The 17,910-nt window shown below is 56.0% G+C and carries 20 protein-coding genes; 16 read left to right on the forward strand and 4 right to left on the reverse strand.

Annotated features, from left to right (window positions below; genetic code table 11):
* Positions 1-6: 6 nt before the first annotated feature.
* The 4 genes from ACZ1G5_RS06770 (at position 7) to ACZ1G5_RS06785 (ending at position 2,109) form a co-directional block, all read left to right on the forward strand.
* Positions 7-192, forward strand: coding sequence for a hypothetical protein (locus tag ACZ1G5_RS06770; RefSeq protein ID WP_472732122.1), 186 nt, complete (start codon positions 7-9; stop codon positions 190-192).
* Entirely contained in the window at positions 179-760 is a 582-nt protein-coding gene (locus tag ACZ1G5_RS06775) for a hypothetical protein (RefSeq protein ID WP_472732123.1), read from the forward strand. The genes ACZ1G5_RS06770 and ACZ1G5_RS06775 overlap by 14 nt, the downstream gene beginning before the upstream one ends.
* Positions 757-1,308, forward strand: coding sequence for a hypothetical protein (locus ACZ1G5_RS06780; RefSeq protein ID WP_472732124.1), 552 nt, complete (start codon positions 757-759; stop codon positions 1,306-1,308). The genes ACZ1G5_RS06775 and ACZ1G5_RS06780 overlap by 4 nt, the downstream gene beginning before the upstream one ends.
* Before the next feature lie 195 nt (positions 1,309-1,503).
* The gene (locus tag ACZ1G5_RS06785; protein WP_472732125.1) at positions 1,504-2,109 is read left to right on the forward strand and encodes a VPLPA-CTERM sorting domain-containing protein; all 606 of its coding nucleotides are present in this window, start codon (positions 1,504-1,506) and stop codon (positions 2,107-2,109) included.
* 80 nt (positions 2,110-2,189) lie between these two features.
* Here ACZ1G5_RS06785 and ACZ1G5_RS06790 read toward each other — a convergent pair whose 3' ends face one another.
* From ACZ1G5_RS06790 to ACZ1G5_RS06805, 4 genes are all read right to left on the reverse strand, one after another.
* The gene (locus ACZ1G5_RS06790; protein WP_472732126.1) at positions 2,190-3,008 is read right to left on the reverse strand and encodes an ABC transporter permease; all 819 of its coding nucleotides are present in this window, start codon (positions 3,006-3,008) and stop codon (positions 2,190-2,192) included.
* Entirely contained in the window at positions 3,005-3,901 is an 897-nt protein-coding gene (locus ACZ1G5_RS06795) for an ABC transporter permease subunit (protein WP_472732127.1), read from the reverse strand. Before ACZ1G5_RS06795 ends, ACZ1G5_RS06790 begins: the two co-directional genes overlap by 4 nt.
* Positions 3,901-5,022 (reverse strand): ABC transporter ATP-binding protein, encoded by a 1,122-nt coding sequence (locus ACZ1G5_RS06800; RefSeq protein ID WP_472732128.1) that lies wholly within the window; start codon positions 5,020-5,022, stop codon positions 3,901-3,903. The genes ACZ1G5_RS06795 and ACZ1G5_RS06800 overlap by 1 nt, the downstream gene beginning before the upstream one ends.
* A gap of 73 nt (positions 5,023-5,095) precedes the next feature.
* The gene (locus ACZ1G5_RS06805; protein WP_472732129.1) at positions 5,096-6,184 is read right to left on the reverse strand and encodes a polyamine ABC transporter substrate-binding protein; all 1,089 of its coding nucleotides are present in this window, start codon (positions 6,182-6,184) and stop codon (positions 5,096-5,098) included.
* Between the two features lie 144 nt (positions 6,185-6,328).
* Here ACZ1G5_RS06805 and ACZ1G5_RS06810 point away from each other — a divergent pair, with 144 nt between their 5' ends.
* The 12 genes from ACZ1G5_RS06810 to ACZ1G5_RS06865 all read left to right on the forward strand — a co-directional run bounded on the left by ACZ1G5_RS06810 (position 6,329) and on the right by ACZ1G5_RS06865 (position 17,666).
* Complete coding sequence (locus tag ACZ1G5_RS06810; protein WP_472732130.1) at positions 6,329-6,979, forward strand: GntR family transcriptional regulator; 651 nt, start codon at positions 6,329-6,331, stop codon at positions 6,977-6,979.
* Between the two features lie 105 nt (positions 6,980-7,084).
* Positions 7,085-8,461: a glutamine synthetase family protein gene (locus ACZ1G5_RS06815; protein WP_472732131.1), complete on the forward strand. Its 1,377-nt coding sequence runs from the start codon at positions 7,085-7,087 to the stop codon at positions 8,459-8,461.
* A gap of 8 nt (positions 8,462-8,469) precedes the next feature.
* On the forward strand, positions 8,470-9,861 hold the full coding sequence (locus tag ACZ1G5_RS06820; RefSeq protein WP_472732132.1) for an aspartate aminotransferase family protein: 1,392 nt from the start codon (positions 8,470-8,472) through the stop codon (positions 9,859-9,861).
* Complete coding sequence (locus ACZ1G5_RS06825; RefSeq protein ID WP_472732133.1) at positions 9,862-11,163, forward strand: NAD(P)/FAD-dependent oxidoreductase; 1,302 nt, start codon at positions 9,862-9,864, stop codon at positions 11,161-11,163.
* Between the two features lie 385 nt (positions 11,164-11,548).
* The gene (locus tag ACZ1G5_RS06830; protein WP_472732134.1) at positions 11,549-11,719 is read left to right on the forward strand and encodes a hypothetical protein; all 171 of its coding nucleotides are present in this window, start codon (positions 11,549-11,551) and stop codon (positions 11,717-11,719) included.
* A gap of 135 nt (positions 11,720-11,854) precedes the next feature.
* A complete protein-coding gene (gene yidC / locus ACZ1G5_RS06835) occupies positions 11,855-13,675 on the forward strand; it encodes a membrane protein insertase YidC (protein ID WP_472732135.1) in 1,821 nt (606 codons plus the stop codon).
* A complete protein-coding gene (locus ACZ1G5_RS06840; RefSeq protein ID WP_472732136.1) occupies positions 13,676-14,431 on the forward strand; it encodes an MOSC domain-containing protein in 756 nt (251 codons plus the stop codon). It begins immediately after the preceding gene.
* A 7-nt stretch (positions 14,432-14,438) separates the two neighbouring features.
* Entirely contained in the window at positions 14,439-15,080 is a 642-nt protein-coding gene (gene yihA, locus ACZ1G5_RS06845) for a ribosome biogenesis GTP-binding protein YihA/YsxC (RefSeq protein ID WP_472732137.1), read from the forward strand.
* A gap of 17 nt (positions 15,081-15,097) precedes the next feature.
* Positions 15,098-15,952, forward strand: a complete 855-nt coding sequence (gene argB, locus ACZ1G5_RS06850; protein ID WP_472732138.1) for an acetylglutamate kinase — start codon at positions 15,098-15,100, stop codon at positions 15,950-15,952.
* A 64-nt stretch (positions 15,953-16,016) separates the two neighbouring features.
* Positions 16,017-16,544 (forward strand): hypothetical protein, encoded by a 528-nt coding sequence (locus tag ACZ1G5_RS06855; protein WP_472732139.1) that lies wholly within the window; start codon positions 16,017-16,019, stop codon positions 16,542-16,544.
* Complete coding sequence (locus ACZ1G5_RS06860; protein WP_472732140.1) at positions 16,537-17,142, forward strand: ferredoxin; 606 nt, start codon at positions 16,537-16,539, stop codon at positions 17,140-17,142. The genes ACZ1G5_RS06855 and ACZ1G5_RS06860 overlap by 8 nt, the downstream gene beginning before the upstream one ends.
* Positions 17,139-17,666 (forward strand): SixA phosphatase family protein, encoded by a 528-nt coding sequence (locus ACZ1G5_RS06865; RefSeq protein WP_472732141.1) that lies wholly within the window; start codon positions 17,139-17,141, stop codon positions 17,664-17,666. Before ACZ1G5_RS06860 ends, ACZ1G5_RS06865 begins: the two co-directional genes overlap by 4 nt.
* Positions 17,667-17,910: the final 244 nt, after the last annotated feature.

Consider the following 17,910-nt stretch of genomic DNA (forward strand, 5'->3'; position numbering starts at 1 on the left):
TTTGCTGTGGCGACCCCATCCCACCTGATTTCACCGGTCGCACTTATGCTGGGATTGATGAGCTATCAGTCTGCTTTTGCACAAGAGGCCGTCGTGGTCGCTGATGGAGAGGTTGTCACGGATACGGTGATGATTGATGGCGACAGTGACAGCGTCACAGTTGAGGCAGGCGGGATCATTGATAACCGATGAGGATGATGGCGTCAATTCTACCGGGGACGGCAATGTCATCGTCAACGATGGCACAATCACAACGTTGGGCATTGATGCCACCGGTATCGAAGCTGCAGGCAACGCTGTCGAGATCACAAACAATGGCGATATCACCTCTGGTGATGGTGGTATCATTCTGAATGGTAACGACGGGCAGGTCACCAACGCAGGCACCATCGGCGGTGGTACAATCACCGACGATGGGATCGAGGTTAACGGCGACAATGCGATCATTGTGAATACAGAAACCGGTGTTGTCGCAACGAGTGGCATTTCGTCTGACGGCATAGAAGTTGACGGTGATTTTGCCGATGTGACCAACAACGGCTTGGTGTCCACGACCGAGACCGGTTCCAACGGTATTGATGTCGACGGCGACAACGCGACCGTCGTCAACAATGCCACGCTGGACATTGATGGGTCCGACTCAGAAGGGATCGTCGTGCTGGGGAATGATGCAGTGGTCGTAAACAACGGCAGGACAGCAAAAGGCTTACGTTCGACACATCCATCATCGATGGCTTGGAGACAGCCACGGCCGAGATGACCGGCAAGTTTCTGAGTTTTTCGGCAAACGCGACCGGCTTTGTCAGCCCTTTGGGCATCTTCGAGGTGCGCCCGTCGAGCGAACTCAACTACACCATCAACGCCTTTGACGCCTTTGAAGAAAGCGGGACGCGTGGATCGAACCTCAGCGTTGACAGCCGCATCGCGCAAACGCTGAGTGCACGGCATCAGATCGGCCTCGGCTACACGTTTGGCGGCTTTGACGCCGAGTTTCGCGGCGGCATTGATGGGCGGATGAGCAGCGAAGAAGATTATGAAGCGCGCACCATTCACACGACAGCCGAAGGTGTACAGTTCAGCGATCCATTCACCATCGACCACGCGGACGCCGAAACATTTTTGGGCGGGTTTGTCGGGGTGCAGGCAATGTTCGCCTTAGACAACGGGCTGACCTTGAAAGCTGACGCCGAGTATCTGCGCGGGGCGCATGCCTTAGGCCCACCAGCAACACGTCAGTGGTGGCAATCGAAATCCGACTCACCCTGGTATTTGTTCCTCGTTAAGCTGCTCGGAGATGAAACGGCGTGATTTCCGGCGCCAAAAAGCACCAAGATACTCTCAAAACAGAAACAATATACAACCCAAGGCAACTTTGTCCGCCTCAGGAATTAATGGTCCAGTTTTTTTGACAGTACTGCGACTGAAGCTTAACACTCGCTTTACCATTGGTGCATTTCCGCCTGATGGCTGGTGATTGATGAGTATCATTGGAAGGACACATTAATGCTAAGAACACTTGCTTTGAGCTTTGCTCTTATTCTTGGTTCGTTATCGGCGGCAAATGCCGCAACCTATCGGATCGACGGATTCCAAAACCTTGTTGATGAAGGATTTGGCTCCACACTTTTCCACGAGGCCACAGGCTGTAACGGCATGTGCGGTGCTATTGCAGATCAGGCAACCGGAACTGGTTCTGGCTGGTGGAACTCCGGCACGGGCGCTATCAGCTTTGTGATGGACCTTGTTGGTGGCGGTACAGCTACTGCTGTTGGAACGCTGAACCTGACAGATCGTCAGGACGGCACTGCCGTTGGCATCGCTGGCCTGTTTAACATCATCATTGACGGGTCTATTCACGGCAAAGATGGCGACTACGATTTCATCTTTTTCGACGCTGCTTTCAACCCAGTTGCCAACTGGTTTGATGATGGCATCGTGGGCCTTTGGGGCGCTGGTTTCCAAGGCGAAGAAGACGGATCAAGCCTTGGTGTCGATTTCAGAATTGAAGTCGCCGCTGTGCCACTGCCTGCTGGTTTGCTCCTGCTTCTCAGCGGTCTTGGTGGTTTGGGTCTGATCAGCCGGCGCAGTAATCGCCCGTCTGTAGCCTAACAGTATTCGTGGCGCGCAAGCGTCGAGCACTGAAACGAGAAAGCCCCGACACATGTTGTGTCGGGGCTTTTTATTTTGGTTCAACCCGACTGTTCGGCCATTTGCTCTTCTCGTTTGCGGCGCACGACGGCCCGCTTTGTGGTCAGCGAAGCGGCGACTGTTCCAACGGTGACCAAGCCAATCAAGATCGTCGACAAAGCGTTGATCTCTGGACTTACGCCCAGTCGGATGGAACTGAACACCTTAATCGGAAGGGTTGTCGCGGATGGCCCTGCGACAAAGGACGCGATCACCAGATCGTCCAGTGACAGGGTTAAAGCCAGCAACCAGCCCGAAATCACCGCCGGTGCAATAATGGGCAAGGTAACAAGACGGAACGCCTCAAACGGCGTACAGCCAAGATCAAGCGCCGCTTCCTCCACCGACCGATCAAAGCTGACGAGCCGCGAACTGACCACGACGGACACGTAGCACATTGAAAATGTGGCGTGCGCCAGCACGATGGTGAACAACCCACGGTCCAGCCCGATCGAAATGAACAGCAAAAGCAGCGAAAGACCTGTGATCACCTCTGGCATCACCAATGGGGCGTAGATCATTCCAGAAAACAAGGTACGCCCATAGAACCGCCCGCCGCGCACCAGCACGTAGGCCCCCATCGTGCCAAGGATCGTCGCAATAATGGATGAGAAGAAACCGACCTTGAACGTCACCCAAGCTGCATCAAGGAAGGCTTCGTTCTGCAACAGCTCCCCATACCATTTGGTCGAAAAACCACCCCAGACGGTGACCAGGCGGCTTTCGTTGAAGCTATAGACGATCACAATAATCATCGGGATGTAGAGGAACGCGAAGCCCAGCGTCAGCGAGGTCGCGTTGAACCATGTCAGCCGCCTCATGTCTCGGCCTCCATGATCTTTTGCTCGTTGCGTTGGTATAGCACGATCGGGATGATCAGGATCAGCAGCAGGATCACGGCAACCGCACTGGCAACGGGCCAATCGCGATTTGCAAAGAATTCCTCATACAATACCTTGCCGATCATCAGCGTATCAGAGCCGCCCAACAGTGACGGGATCACGAACTCGCCCAGCGCTGGGATGAAAACAAGGAAACAGCCCGCGATGATGCCTGCCTTGGACAGCGGGATAGTGATACGCCAGAAGGCTTCCGTCCGTGAACACCCCAAATCCTCTGCCGCTTCCAGCAGCGACCCGTCCAGTTTGATCAGTGTGGCATAGATCGGCAGGATCATGAACGGGCAGTAGGTGTAGACGATACCGATATAGACAGCGATATTCGTGTTGATGATCGCAAGCGGTTCGTTGATTAAACCAATCCACATTAGGAACTGGTTCAGCATGCCTTCCTGGCTAAGTATGCCGATCAGCGAATAGACCCGGATCAGAAAGCTGGTCCAGAACGGCAGGATCACCAAAAGCATCAGGGTTGGCTGCCATTCCGTCGGCGCATTCGCCATCCCATAGGCAATTGGAAAGCCGATCAGCAGGCAGATGAAGGTCGAAATCAGCGCGATCTGCACACTGGACAGATAGCTTTTCCAATAAAGATCATCGGTGGCCAGAAACTCAAAATTCTCAAAATCCAGTTGCGATACCAGATCCCGCATCCCTGCCCAGCCTTCGGATAGTTCCAAGGTCGGCGTGTAGGGCGGGATCGCCAGAGCGATGTCAGACAAGGATATCTTGAAGACGATCAGGAAGGGCACCAAAAACAGCGCCAACAGCCAAATGTAGGGGACCGCAATCAGAGAGAGACGGCGCGGGTTCATCAGCTGTCCAACACGATGCCGGCTGTGTCGCTCCATGACAGCCAGACCTCATCGTCCCAGGTAAATGGCAGGCTGGCGCGGCGGCGCGAGTTGGCCGCTTGCGCCTTGATCACGATGCCATTGGGTAGCTGCACGTGATAGGTGGACAGGTTGCCAAGGTAGGCAATGTCGAGGACTTTGCCCTGCACCACATTGTTCCGGTCGGTCGGCTTTTCCGCCGCAATCGCCACCTTTTCGGGACGGATCGCAAAGCTGACCTTTCCATCACCCATCGGCTTTGATGGCGTACCAATGATCGGCGGCTGCCCTTCGGCCCATGTGATTGCCATCACTTCGCCCTGCATCTGGCCGTGACCTGCGATGATATTCACGTCACCAATAAAGTCCGCCACATAGGTGCTGTTGGGGGCCTCATAGATACGTTCCGGCGTGTCGACTTGTTTTAGCTTGCCATGATCCATCACCGCCACGCGGGATGCGACAGTCATCGCCTCTTCCTGATCATGGGTGACAACGACAAAGGTGGTGCCAGTCTTTTCCTGAATGTCCATCAGCTCAAACTGGGTGTCTTGGCGCAGCTTTTTGTCGAGGGCCGACAATGGTTCATCCAAAAGCAACAGCTTGGGCGCTTTCGCCAAGGCCCGGGCCAAGGCCACGCGTTGACGCTGTCCACCGGATATCTGCTCTGGCTTGCGCTGACCGAACTTTTCGATTTGCACCAGCCGCAGCATTTCCTTCACCCGCGCGTCAATCTGATCAGCAGGCAGCTTGTCACGTTTCAGGCCAAAGGCGATGTTGTCATAAACGGTCAGATGCGGAAACAGCGCGTAGGACTGGAACATCATGTTCACGCTGCGCTTGTTGGGGGGAATGGGGCCGATATCCTGCCCGTCCAGCATGATCGTGCCAGAGGTCGGCGTTTCAAACCCGGCCAGCATACGCATCATTGTCGTCTTGCCACAACCTGAAGGGCCCAGCAGGGCGAAGAATTCCTTTTCAAAAATGTCGATGCTGAGATCATCAATCGCGGTAAAATCACCAAAGCTTTTGGTGACATTGCGAAACTGGATCAGGGGTTTTTCGGCAGGATCATTCCAAGGCGCAAAAGCGGATTCAGGCATAGATGATCGGGCCTCAGATCTGGGTCTGTCAAAGCGCCCCGGCCCAGCTGGGCAGGCCGGGGCTGGTGTTACTTTAGGTGCCGGACTTCACACGTGTCCACATCCGCGTGACGAACCGCTGCGCGCGCGCGTCATAGGGGGTGGTGGTATAAAGTGTCTCAAGCGTCGCCTCATCTGGATAGATCGCCAGATCACCAATCACGTCTTCGACCAAAAATGGCTTCGAAGCGGCGTTGCCGTTGGCGTAGTAGACATAGTTCGACGCAGCAGCCATGTTTTCCGCATCCAAGATGAAATCAAGGAATGCATGCGCACCCTCGGGGTTTGGCGCGTCGACTGGAATGGCCATCTGGTCAAACCACATCAAAGCACCCTCGACCGGCGCATTGTATGCAACTTCAACGCCATTGTCGGCTTCCCACGCGCGGTCACGTGATTGCAGGATGTCGCCGGACCAACCGAAGGCCACGCAAATATCACCGTTGGCCAAGGCCGAGATATATTCAGAGCTATGGTACTTCTGCACGAAAGGACGCACAGCAGACAGGATCGGCTCTGCCTTCGCCAAGACATCTTCATCTTTGCTGTCTGGGTCTTCGCCGATGTATTGCAAGGCCGCCGGAATAATCTCTGATGGCGCATCAAGGAAATGCACGCCGCAAGCGGCCAGCTTTTCCATGTTTTCGGGGTTGAACACCAACTCAAGTGAATTGATCGGGGCGTCTTCGCCCAAAATCTCGGTCACCTTATCAACATTGACGCCTAGTCCCGTGGTACCCCACATGTAGTTGATCGAATAGTTCCCGCCGGGATCATAGGTTTCGGTCCGCGCTTCCACTACGTCCCAAAGATTACCGATATTGCTTAGCTTGGACTTATCCAATTCCTGAAATGCGCCTGCCGCTATCTGGCGCTGTAGGAAGGTTGCCGTTGGAACCACAACGTCATAGCCGGACCCGCCCGCAAGCAGCTTGGTCTCCAACACTTCGTTGCTGTCAAACACATCGTAGATCAGCTCGTACCCGGTTTCTTCCTCAAACTTGGTGAGCAGCTCTTCGTCAATATAGTCGGACCAATTGTAAACCCGTACTTCTTCCGCCCAACCTGCCTGAGCAGCAAGCACAACCGCCGCAAGCGCGGTGCAGGATTTCGTTTTGAGCATGTAAACCTCCGTTGGATTGTCCCGTAATCGCAAGCAGCTTTGATGAAATCCTAGGCGTTTGCAATCCTGATGGTCTGAATTTGATAGGTTTTGACATCATCTGAGGGATGTGAAATCAAAATTGCCTCAGAGGTAGGCACCAATATGAACCAATTGGCGACCAAAAAGCCGGAACATGAAACCATTTACCTGCGGGTCAAGGAGATGATTCTCTTTGGTGAGGTGGTACCGGGGCAGCCGGTAACCATTCATGGACTGGCCGAGACTATCGGCACCGGAGTGACCCCCGCCCGCGAGGCGATCAGACGCCTGACCGCCGAAGGCGCGCTTGTCACCCGCGAGAACAGGCGCATCGAAGTGCCCGAAATGACTGCACACAGACTAGAGCAGATCGAACTGGTGCGTATGACTGTAGAACCCGCTTTAGCACAAGCTGCGGCAGATCGCTGTAAATCACATAATATCAGTGATCTAGTAGAACTTGATGGGCGCGTGGATCAGGCAATCGCAGAGGGAGACGTCCGCGGGTATCTTGAAGCAAACTATCGCTTTCACTTCTACCTCTACGCCTTGGCAGATGCTCATATTCTGCGCCGTGTCGCCGAAACACTGTGGTTGCGTATCGGCCCGTCCTTGCGGGTCGTCTGCGGCCGCTATGGCACCGCCAACCTGACCGACCATCACCGTGCTGCCACGCAAGCCTTGCAAAACGGTGATGCCGCTGGCACTCGCGACGCGATCGCCAAAGACATTCGACAGGGTATGGAATTTGTACGCCCGACAACATCCGATTGAACGTATCATGTTGGGCAGAAGCCCCCGATTGACTAACCCCTAACTTTTGATCAAATTATCGAAAGTGGTTGCCGAACCGCCCATTTTCGCGCCTAGGAGGCACCGATGTCATCAGCGGACAGATACAACTGGCAAGACGCGCTCTCGGATGAGTTTGTCGCCTACGCAAAGGGCGAGAAAATCGACGGGGTGGAATGCATCGTGCCTGACCTGGTTGGCACATCGCGCGGCAAAACGATGCCCACCAACAAGTTCAAACCAAACGCAGAAATGGCCCTGCCTATCTCACTATTTTACCAAACGATCTCTGGCGAATATGTCGACATGGATATCGACAACCAGTGGCTGGAAAAGGACATCGTTCTCAAGCCGGACATGACGACTGCCTGTGCGATCCCTTGGGCCGAAGACCCATCGCTTCAGGTGATCTGCGACATGTTCAACCGCGACGGCACAGCGCTTGCTATTGCCCCGCGCACCATTTTGAAAAACGTCATTCAGGCTTACGCGGACAAGGGCTGGACCCCTGTGATCGCGCCAGAGTTGGAATTCTACCTGACGACCCCCAACCTCGACCCCAACGACCCCATTGAAACCCCTGTGGGTCGGACCGGCCGCAAGGTGCCTAGCCGTCAGGTCTATTCCATGGTGGCCGTCGATGAATATGGTCCGGTGATCGACACGATCTATGATTACGCCGAACATCAGGGCCTTTCCATCGACACGCTGATCCAAGAAGGCGGCGCGGGCCAGATCGAGATTAACCTAATGCATGGCGACCCCCTGCATCTGGCCGATCAGGTGTTTTACTTCAAACGGACGATCCGCGAAGCGGCGTTGAAGAACAACGTCTTTGCAACCTTCATGGCCAAACCCAAACGGGATGAACCCGGAAGTGCGATGCATGTGCATCAAAGTGTGGTTGATACGGAGACAGGGCAAAACATTTTCTCGAACGCCGATGGATCCGAGACCGACCTGTTCCGTTGGTTCATTGGTGGCTCGCAGGAATATCTGATGCAGATTGTCCCGCTGCTGGCCCCTTACGTGAATTCCTACCGTCGCATCACCGTCGATGGGCAAAGCGCACCGGCCAACCTCGAATGGGCCACCGATAACCGCACCACCGGACTGCGCGTTCCGCATTCCGGGCCGGAGGGGCGCCGCCTCGAAAACCGCGTGATCGGGATGGACTGCAACCCTTACATCGCCATCGCCGCCTCATTGGCTTGCGGGTATCTGGGTATACTCAACAAGGTCGAACCCCGCGCTGAAGCTACAAAAGAGGTGTGGGAAGCCGAAGTGCCCCTGCCCGCCAGTCTGCGCGAGGCGCTTGAACTCTTTGAAGAAGCCACTGACATTCGTGCGCTGATTGGCGAAGAGTTTTGCCGCCTCTACGAACAAATCAAACAAGCCGAAAACGAAGAGTACCAGCGCGAAATCTCGCCCTGGGAACGCCGCCACCTTCTTTTGAACGTCTGAGGTCACCGATGAACATCCTTGCCAACTACCCCCCGACCGACGAATTGCAGGCGCTTGATGCAGCCCACCACCTGCACCCGTTCACCCACGCCAATGCGCTGGCCGAAAAGGGCGCGCGCGTCATCACATCCGCGAAAGGCGTCTGGTTGAAAGACAGCGAGGGGGAAGAGATCATCGACGGTATGGCGGGCCTGTGGTGCGTCAACATCGGTTATGGACGCGATGAACTGGCCGAGGCCGCTTACCGCCAGATGAAGGAACTGCCCTACTACAACACCTTTTTTCAAACGACTCATGTGCCCGCATTGATGCTGGCCAAAAAACTGGCCGAGCTTGCACCAGAAAACATGAACCAGGTGTTCTTTGCCAGCGGTGGATCGGATGCCAATGACACCAACATCCGCCTTGTGCGCACCTATTGGGCCGAAAAGGGCCAGCCAGAGCGCGATGTGATCATCTCGCGCTGGAATGCCTATCATGGCTCGACGATTGGCGGCACATCCCTTGGCGGAATGAAGGGCATGCACGGCCAAGGCAGCCTGCCCATTCCCGGCATTGCGTTTATCGACGAACCCAATTGGTGGGCCGAAGGTGGCGACTTGACCCTCGAAGAATTCGGGTTGGAACGCGCGCGCCAGCTGGAAGAGAAAATCAAGGAAATCGGGCCCGACAAAGTCGGTGCTTTCATCGCAGAACCCATTCAGGGTGCGGGCGGTGTAATTGTCCCGCCCGAAGCCTATTGGCCTGAAATCCAGCGGATTGTGAAGAAATACGACATCCTGCTGATCGCCGACGAAGTGATCTGCGGCTTTGGACGCACCGGCAACTGGTTCGGTTCTCAAACCGTTGGCATTGAACCCGATATCATGACAATCGCCAAAGGGCTGTCCTCTGGCTATATCCCCATCGGCGGGTCCATCGTATCGGATGAAGTCGCCACCGTGCTGCGTGAAACTGAATTCAACCACGGCTATACCTATTCCGGCCATCCCGTGGCTTGTGCGGTCGCCCTCGAAAACCTGCGTATTTTGGAAGAGGAAGGCATTGTCGACAACGTGCGCAACGTGACCGCCCCCTATCTGCGCAAAAAGTGGGAAGCCTTGGCCGATCACCCACTCGTCGGCGAGGCAAAGATCGTTGGTATGATGGCATCCATCGCCCTAACCCCCGACAAGGCAACCCGTGCCGCCTTCCCCGACCCCGGCACCGTTGGTTTCATGTGCCGCGATCGGTGCTTTGCCAATAACATCATCATGCGTAGCGTGGGCGACCGAATGATTATTGCGCCGCCCCTGTCTATGACCTGCGACGAGATCGACATCCTGATCGCGCGCGCAACCAAATCGCTGGATGAATGCTATGAAAAACTGAAAGCCGGCGATATGCTCAAGGCCGGTTAAATGGACCTGCTGACCGCAAACGACCAGCAAGGCGAATACCCGCGGTCCTACTATGCTGAGACCGCAACGCACCTTGACCGGTTTCCTGCCGCGGTAGGGGATTTAAACTGTGACGTTTGCGTGGTCGGGGCTGGTTTTACGGGGCTCTCAACGGCATATCATCTTGCCCAGCGCGGCTATGACGTTGTGGTGCTAGAGGCCCAGCGCGTTGGCTTCGGCGCTTCGGGGCGCAATGGCGGGCAGGTCAGCATCGGCCAGCGGCGCGAACAGGACGAGCTTGAGGCGATGGTGGGCAAGGACCATGCGCATCAGCTATGGGATATCGGATGTGACGCCGTTGATCTGGTGCGCGATCTTTGTGCGACAGACGAGGTGCAAACGACATTCCAACCCGGCATCATCCATACGGTCAATCGCAAGCGGGACTACAAGCACACCCACGCATTCGTTGCACACATGCAGGATCACTATGGCTACGACGAAGCCCGCGTGCTGGAACGCGACGAATGCCGCGCAACTGTCAATTCACCCGCCTATCATGGTGGCGTCCTTGATATGGGGTCAGGTCATGTGAACCCGCTCGAACTGGTGTTGGGGCTGGCACGGCTGGCGGTCAAAGCGGGGGCGCGCATTTTTGAAGGCACCAAGGTTGAGGGCATAGCGGAAGGTGAGCCAGCCTTTGTGAAGACGGCAAAGGCAAAGGTCAAAGCGCGTTATGTCGTCTTGGGCTGTAATGGCTACCTCGGGACGATGCACAAACACGTCGCCGCTCGTGTCATGCCCATCAACAACTTCATTGTATCCACCAAACCAATGGCACCAGAGGCACAAGAGGCGATCATCGCAAACAACTATGCGGTTGCCGACAGCAAGTTCGTGGTGAACTACTTTCGCTTTTCCGAAGACAACAGGCTGTTATTCGGGGGCGGCGAAAGTTATGGCTACAAATTCCCCCGCGACATCGCCGGCGCGGTCCGCCAACCGCTTTCCGAAATCTTTCCTCAACTGACAAACGTCGAGATTGACCACGCATGGGGTGGCACGCTTGGGATCACGATGAACCGGATGCCGCACTATGAACGGATTGGCGGCAATATCCTGACGATGTCAGGTTTTTCAGGATCGGGCGTCGCGCTGGGGACGCTGTCAGGGCAAATCGCCGCTGACGCGATCGCAGGACAAGCCGAAAGGTTCGATGTCATGGCCAAAGTGCCGACAATTCCCTTTCCGGGTGGACCAAGGTTTCGGTCACCTTTGTTGGTGCTGGCAATGCTCTGGTACAGCATGCGGGACAAATTATAGCCCGGACGATCATGTCATTCACGGATGACAGTGGGATGACATTCTGCCACAGCAGGCCAAATTATGTTGACGCTTACGGCAAGTTGTTTGCTTTCTGGCCCACAATAGCCCATTAAGCGGGTGACTTTAGGTCAAGCTTAATGAAACTCGCTGCCCGAGTACGCTTGTAAGAGGTCGTCGGGCTGTTTGCATTCACAAATAAGGCAAAGGGTGTGTTTTTCGGCACCAAACCGACACACTGACTAATATGAAACTGTGCAAAAAACTGATTTTAAACGATTTTTACGTTTTCTATCCAATTGATTCATTGGCCAAAATGCGGCCCCATTTTGACCCAGATACGCGGCTAGCCTCTAAGCAACTGTTGTGTGAAAGGTAACTTCTTATGAAAAATATCTCGCAATCCATGACCCCGCGCGAAGCAGCGCAAGCATTTTATGGCCAAGACGACAAATCGTTTTCCGACATGGTGGCCAAGCTTGCTGCGAATGATCCGCGCCTGAAAGAAGTCTTCAAAAGTACGCGTCAACGCTTCATGGACGCCAAGAAGTCATAAACAGACGTTGCAGAGCAGCGATGCCGCTCACAACTGCTTCAAACCGTCTAATATCCCTGAAAACAGCTTGACCTTTCGGTCCTTGGCAGGTTGAAGAAGTCCCAGACTTTTCTAAGGAATATGGGCGGTTTTCAGATGGACGACCAGAACAAGAACCTCATCTTGGCGACGGTGCTCAGCTTTGCTGTAATCGTGACGTGGACGACACTGTTCCCGCCCGAGGAACTTCCGATTGATCCAACAACGCAGACCGCCCAAACGCTGGACGATCCTACGCTGCCTGCCGCTGATCCAGCAGCGCCCGCAGCCACAACACCAACCGAAACGCCAGAACCCGCCGCAGAGGCACCGCGAATTGCCATCGAAACTGATGAATTCAGCGGTTCCATCTCATTGCGTGGGGGTCGCATCGATGATCTGGCGCTGAATAACTACCGCGAAACGATTGACGATGATGCCGCAGTTGTTCGGCTACTCAAGCCCGTGGGGGAGCCCGGAGCCTACTTTGCATCATTTGGATGGACGGCGACCGACGGGTTGGACGCTAGCGCAGTACCCGGTCCAGATACGCTTTGGGCGTTGGAAAGCGGCGATACGCTGACCCCAGTCACCCCGGTGACCCTGTCATGGGACAACAACGGCGGCCAAGTATTCCGCACGCAAATTTCGGTCGATGACGCCTTTATGTTCACTTTTGAGCAAAGCGTCGAGAACGCAACAAGCGACCCCGTCTCAGCCCGTCCTTACGGCCTGTTGCGTCGCCACGGACAACCCGAAGACCTGAAAAACTTCTTCATCCTGCACGAAGGCATGGTGCGGATGACCGATGGTGAGCTGGAAGAAACCGGCTATGACGACATTACAGAATACGCCGTTGACCCGCGCGAACGCACACAGGCAGAACGTCTTGATGTCGGCACATCTGGGTGGATTGGCTACACCGACCACTATTGGATGACAACGCTCATCCCAGAGCAAAACACATCATTCCGCTCTACATCCAAGTACTTTGATGCGCGTGATCTCTACCAAGCCGAAGCCGTGATGCCGATTGAGACGGTCGCGGCGGGTGAAACAGCCACCGTGACAACGCGTTTGTTTGCCGGTGCAAAAGAATGGGAAGAAATCCGCAACTACGAGAATGAGGGCGGCGTTGATGGTTTCCTTGATAGCATCGACTGGGGTTGGTTCTTTTTCCTGACCAAACCGATCTTTGCGCTGCTTCACTACCTCAATATCGTTATCGGCAACATGGGCTGGTCGATTCTTGCGCTGACCGTGATCCTCAAGATTATCGTGCTGCCACTGGCCTACAAATCCTATGTGTCGATGGCCAAAATGAAAGAGCTGCAACCAGAAATGGAAGCGCTGAAAGAGCGGACCGGCGACGACAAGCAAGCCATGCAGCAAGGCATGATGAAGCTTTACAAAGATAACAAAGTGAACCCCGCCGCCGGGTGCTTGCCGATCCTTCTGCAAATTCCGATCTTCTTCTCGCTCTACAAAGTGATCTTTGTCACGATTGAGTTGCGTCACGCACCATGGATCGGCTGGATCAAAGATCTTAGTGCGCCAGACCCCTCTTCCTTTATCAACCTGTTTGGGCTTCTGCCGTTCGCAGCACCGGAACCCGGTTCAATCCTCGCCCTGATCTTTATCGGCATCCTGCCCATCATGTTGGGTGTTTCCATGTGGCTGCAGCAAAAGTTGAACCCGGCCCCAACAGACGCAACCCAGCAGATGATCTTTGCTTGGATGCCGTGGGTCTTCATGTTCATGCTGGGATCGTTCGCATCCGGTTTGGTCCTTTACTGGATTGCCAACAACATCATCACCTTCATTCAGCAGTACACAATTATGCGCAGTCATGGGGCCAAGCCAGATGTGTTTGGCAACATCAAAGCCAGTCTGAAGAAAAAGTCAGCAGCCCAGTCTGACAGCAAAGAGGGCAAGTAGATGACCCATGTCGCCGCTCTGTGGCGGCATCCGATCAAAAGCCATGGGCGTGAACAGCTCGATGCGGTCAAGCTGGTTGCGGGGCAGACAATGCCGTGGGACAGGCATTGGGCTGTCACGCATGAGGCCAGCAAGTTTGACCATGACGATCCGCGCTGGGTCATGTGCCGCAACTTCATGATTGGTGTGGCCACGCCCGGCCTCGCGGGCATCTGGGCGAACCTTGATGAAGAGACTGGGACAATAACCCTACAGCACGAAGCACGTGGTGCGCATCGCTTTCAACCGGACAATCCCGACGATTTGCAAGGGTTCATCGACTGGGTAACACCGCTTTGTCCACCCGACAAACGCCAGCCACGCACCATCGTATCAGCACCAAACCGCGGCATGACGGACAGCAGCTATGCCTCAGTTTCCATCATGAATTTGGCGACCCACAACGCCGTTGAGGATCAAGTCGGGCATCCGCTTGAGTTGGAGCGCTGGCGGGGAAACATCTGGGTCGACGGGCTTGATGCGTGGGGCGAGTTTGACTGGACCGGGCACACAGTCCGCATTGGCGAAGCCGAGCTGAAAATAGAAGAACCAATCCGCCGTTGCATGGCCACCGCCGCCAACCCGCGGACCGGACGACGTGACGCCGACACGCTAGGTGCACTCCGTAACGGTTGGGATCACCAGCATTTTGGCGTCTATGCCACCGTCAGTAAGGGCGGTAATGTGGCCTGCAATGATACGGTCGAGGTAATCTAAAGTGGAAATGCGTTTTCCGGAGGTACAAGAACCTGACGCGCCAGAACGCGAAGCTGGCCGCTTGCTCTTTGCTGGCGATACCGACTTCGTCAAAGGTGTCGTCGCAATGGACGGCCTGCCCCCGGCGGACCGTATCGAAGTCTGCTTTGCCGGACGGTCCAACGTGGGAAAGTCGTCGTTGATCAATGCGCTCACGGGACGCAAGGGGCTGGCACGCGCGTCAAACACCCCCGGCCGCACACAAGAGATCAACTACTTTACCGCAGGGGACATCTACGTCGTTGATTTGCCCGGATACGGATTTGCCAACGCGCCCGTTGCCGTGGTTGAGAAATGGCAACGTCTTTTGAAGCAGTACCTCCAAGGCCGGCAGACCCTCAGACGCGTGTTTGTCCTGATCGATGCACGGCACGGAACAAAGGCCGTCGACGAAGAGATCATGTCACTGCTCGACAGTGCTGCGGTCACATTTCAGGTCGTGATGACGAAGGTCGACAAACTCAAGGGCAACGCATTGCAGGCATCACTCGACAAGACCCGTGCAGCTTTGGCCAAACACCCTGCCGCCTTTCCAGAGTTGATCCTGACGTCCTCAGAAAAGGGCGACGGTATCCCTACGCTCAGGGCCGTCATTGCGGGCATCGAATGAAGACAAGGACACAAGATATGAACCGCGATTGGATTGCCACTGCCAGCACCCTGAGCCAAGCCCTGCCTTACATGCAGCGTTATGCGGGCGCGACTGTGGTGATTAAACTGGGTGGACATGCGATGGGCAGCGACGAGGCCATGCGCGGCTTTGCCCGTGACGTAGTGCTGATGCGGCAGGTCGGACTGAACCCGGTGATCGTGCATGGCGGCGGGCCGATGATCAACGAGATGCTAGGCAAGCTGGATATCAAATCGGAATTCGTGAACGGCAAACGGATCACGGATCAGGCCACGATGGATGTGGTCGAAATGGTGCTGTCGGGGCAAGTAAACAACCGCCTGGTGCAAGCGATCAGCGAAGAAGGCGGCAAGGCCGTCGGGCTATCTGGCAAAGACGCCAATCTGATGATCTGCACACAGACCCATGCGGACCTTGGCTTTGTCGGCACGCCCACGACGGTCGATCCAACGATCCTGCGTGATCTGCATGCAGCACATGCGATCCCCGTGATTGCGCCCCTTGGGATGGGCCGGGACGGCGAGACATTTAACATCAACGGTGACACAGCTGCGGGAGCCATCGCAGGCGCTCTGAAGGCAGACCGGCTGCTGCTGCTCACCGATGTCGAAGGGGTAAAGGACAAGTCCGGTCAGGTCCTGACCGAAATTGACCCCAAGATCATCCCTGATCTGATCGCCGATGGCACCATTGCGGGTGGTATGATCCCCAAAACGGAAACGGCACTGGCGGCCATGAACGACGGCGTGCGCGCCGTGGTCATCCTTGACGGGCGCGCGCCCAATGCTTGTCTGTTAGAATTGTTCACCGATCACGGTGCAGGCTCTCTCATTCGGCGTCCACGCGGCTAAGATTGCACATTTGGCGATTGGCACATTGGTGTTATCCTCGCGGCATTTCAGACAAGAGGATTTTATGAAACATTTGCGAAACGCCGCCGTTTTCACCGCCGCCCTATTGATCGCCAGCCCTGCCACAGCACTCGATAGTTGCTTGATCGGGGAGTGGACCGCAGACCTAGATGACCTCGCCACACTGCTCACCAACAGCGGCATGCCCGGCACCGCAACGGCCCTTGGCGGGTCGGCGACGCTGGCAATCTATGATGACGCGCGCATGGTGACCAAAATCAACGAGCTGGCCTTGGAAGTGGCGGTTGACGGTATCCCGCCCACCCAAATGACGATGACCGGCTTGAATGAAGGCGTGATCGAGGCCGATGAGGGCGCTTTCCTGATCGTCATCGACAGCTTTGAGATGGTCAGCGAGGCCATCGTGCTGGGCGAACGCATGACGATCCCACTGGATGAAACCACGGCACCCATCGGCTCTGCCTTGGGCGATTATACCTGTAGTGCTGATGAGGTGCTCTTCGAGGCAGAGAGCGGCAGCGATGGGGTTGTACGCATGCCACGGCGCTGGACCCGGCTCGCGGATGGATGAAATCGACCAACTGCTCGCGCCTTTGGGGCTGCGCACCTTGGGCGATTGCCCGGACGGGGGCATGACGATTACCCTGATCGGGCCGGATGAGCCCCGTTTCTGGGGCATCTTCTGCGACAGCCCGGAATATCGCGATGGTGCGCCAAACCCGCTGGATCGCTGGTCAGCGCGCGTGCTGACCGCTGTGGCGGACGAATTAGAGGCCGAGGCGCTCTTTCCCTTTGGTGGCCCGCCCTACGCCCCCTTCTTCACATGGGCCAAGCAGACGGGGCGGTTCTGGGCTTCGCCCATCGGGTTTCTGGTGCATGATGAAACCGGGTTGTTCACGTCATTCCGGGGTGCGATCCGTTGGCGCAAGCCAACAGAGGTTGGAACCAATCCGCAACCTTGCGTCAGCTGCGCCCAACCCTGCGCAACGGCTTGCCCCGTCGGCGCCTTCGATAACGGTTATGACGTCGTCGCCTGCAAAGCGCATGTCCGGTCCGACGCTGGCACCACTTGCCGCACCCAAGGCTGCCTTGCGCGCAGGGCTTGCCCTGTCGGCCAAGGTACGCGCCTGCCCGCCCAAGCCGCATTTCATATGGAGGCCTTTTTGTGACCCTGCGCCTGATCCTGATCCGCCACGCGAAATCTAGTTGGGACGATCCTTTCGGGGATGACCATGCGCGCGTGCTGAACAAGCGCGGGCAGACGTCAGCCAGCGCGATTGGAGAATGGATGGCGCAGGAAAGTTATTTGCCGGATGTGGTGCTCTGTTCGGACGCGGGACGGACGCAAGAAACGGCCGACCTGATCTTTGCCGGCCTCGCCCCCAAACCGCGCTTGCAGCTTTCAGGCAACATCTATCATGCGGCCCCCGATACGATCCTTGAACTGGTCAAGACGCAGACGGACACCACGGTTGCGGTCATCGGGCACAACCCCGGCATCGGGATGCTGGCGAACGCGCTGGTGCAGTCAGCCCCCGCACATCACCGGTTCAGCGACTACCCAACCTGTGCGACGACAGTGATCGACTTTGAGGTTGAAGCGTGGGGGCAGATCAGGGCTGGGGCGGGGCAATGCAAAGCCTTTGTCGTGCCACGTGATCTGATCGGCACGGCGAGCCATGATATTGAGTAGGTGTTTTGTCGGATGACCGCTATATGCGGACTAAGCGGTCATTCGTTTTGGTCGTGTCAGATACCACATCGAACAACCGCCCGGCCCCGTCCGGGCATCGCCCGACCTCCCCCGGAGGGCGATTTTGCAGCGTTTCAACATACTTGAAGGTCGAGGTCATTGAAATGCGTTGCCAAGCCGTGATGTTGGTGCCCTCCAGGTCGGGCGATACCCGAACGGGGCCTGCGTTACACTTTGGGCTCAA

The organism is Yoonia sp. JB2-21 (genome assembly GCF_055693545.1).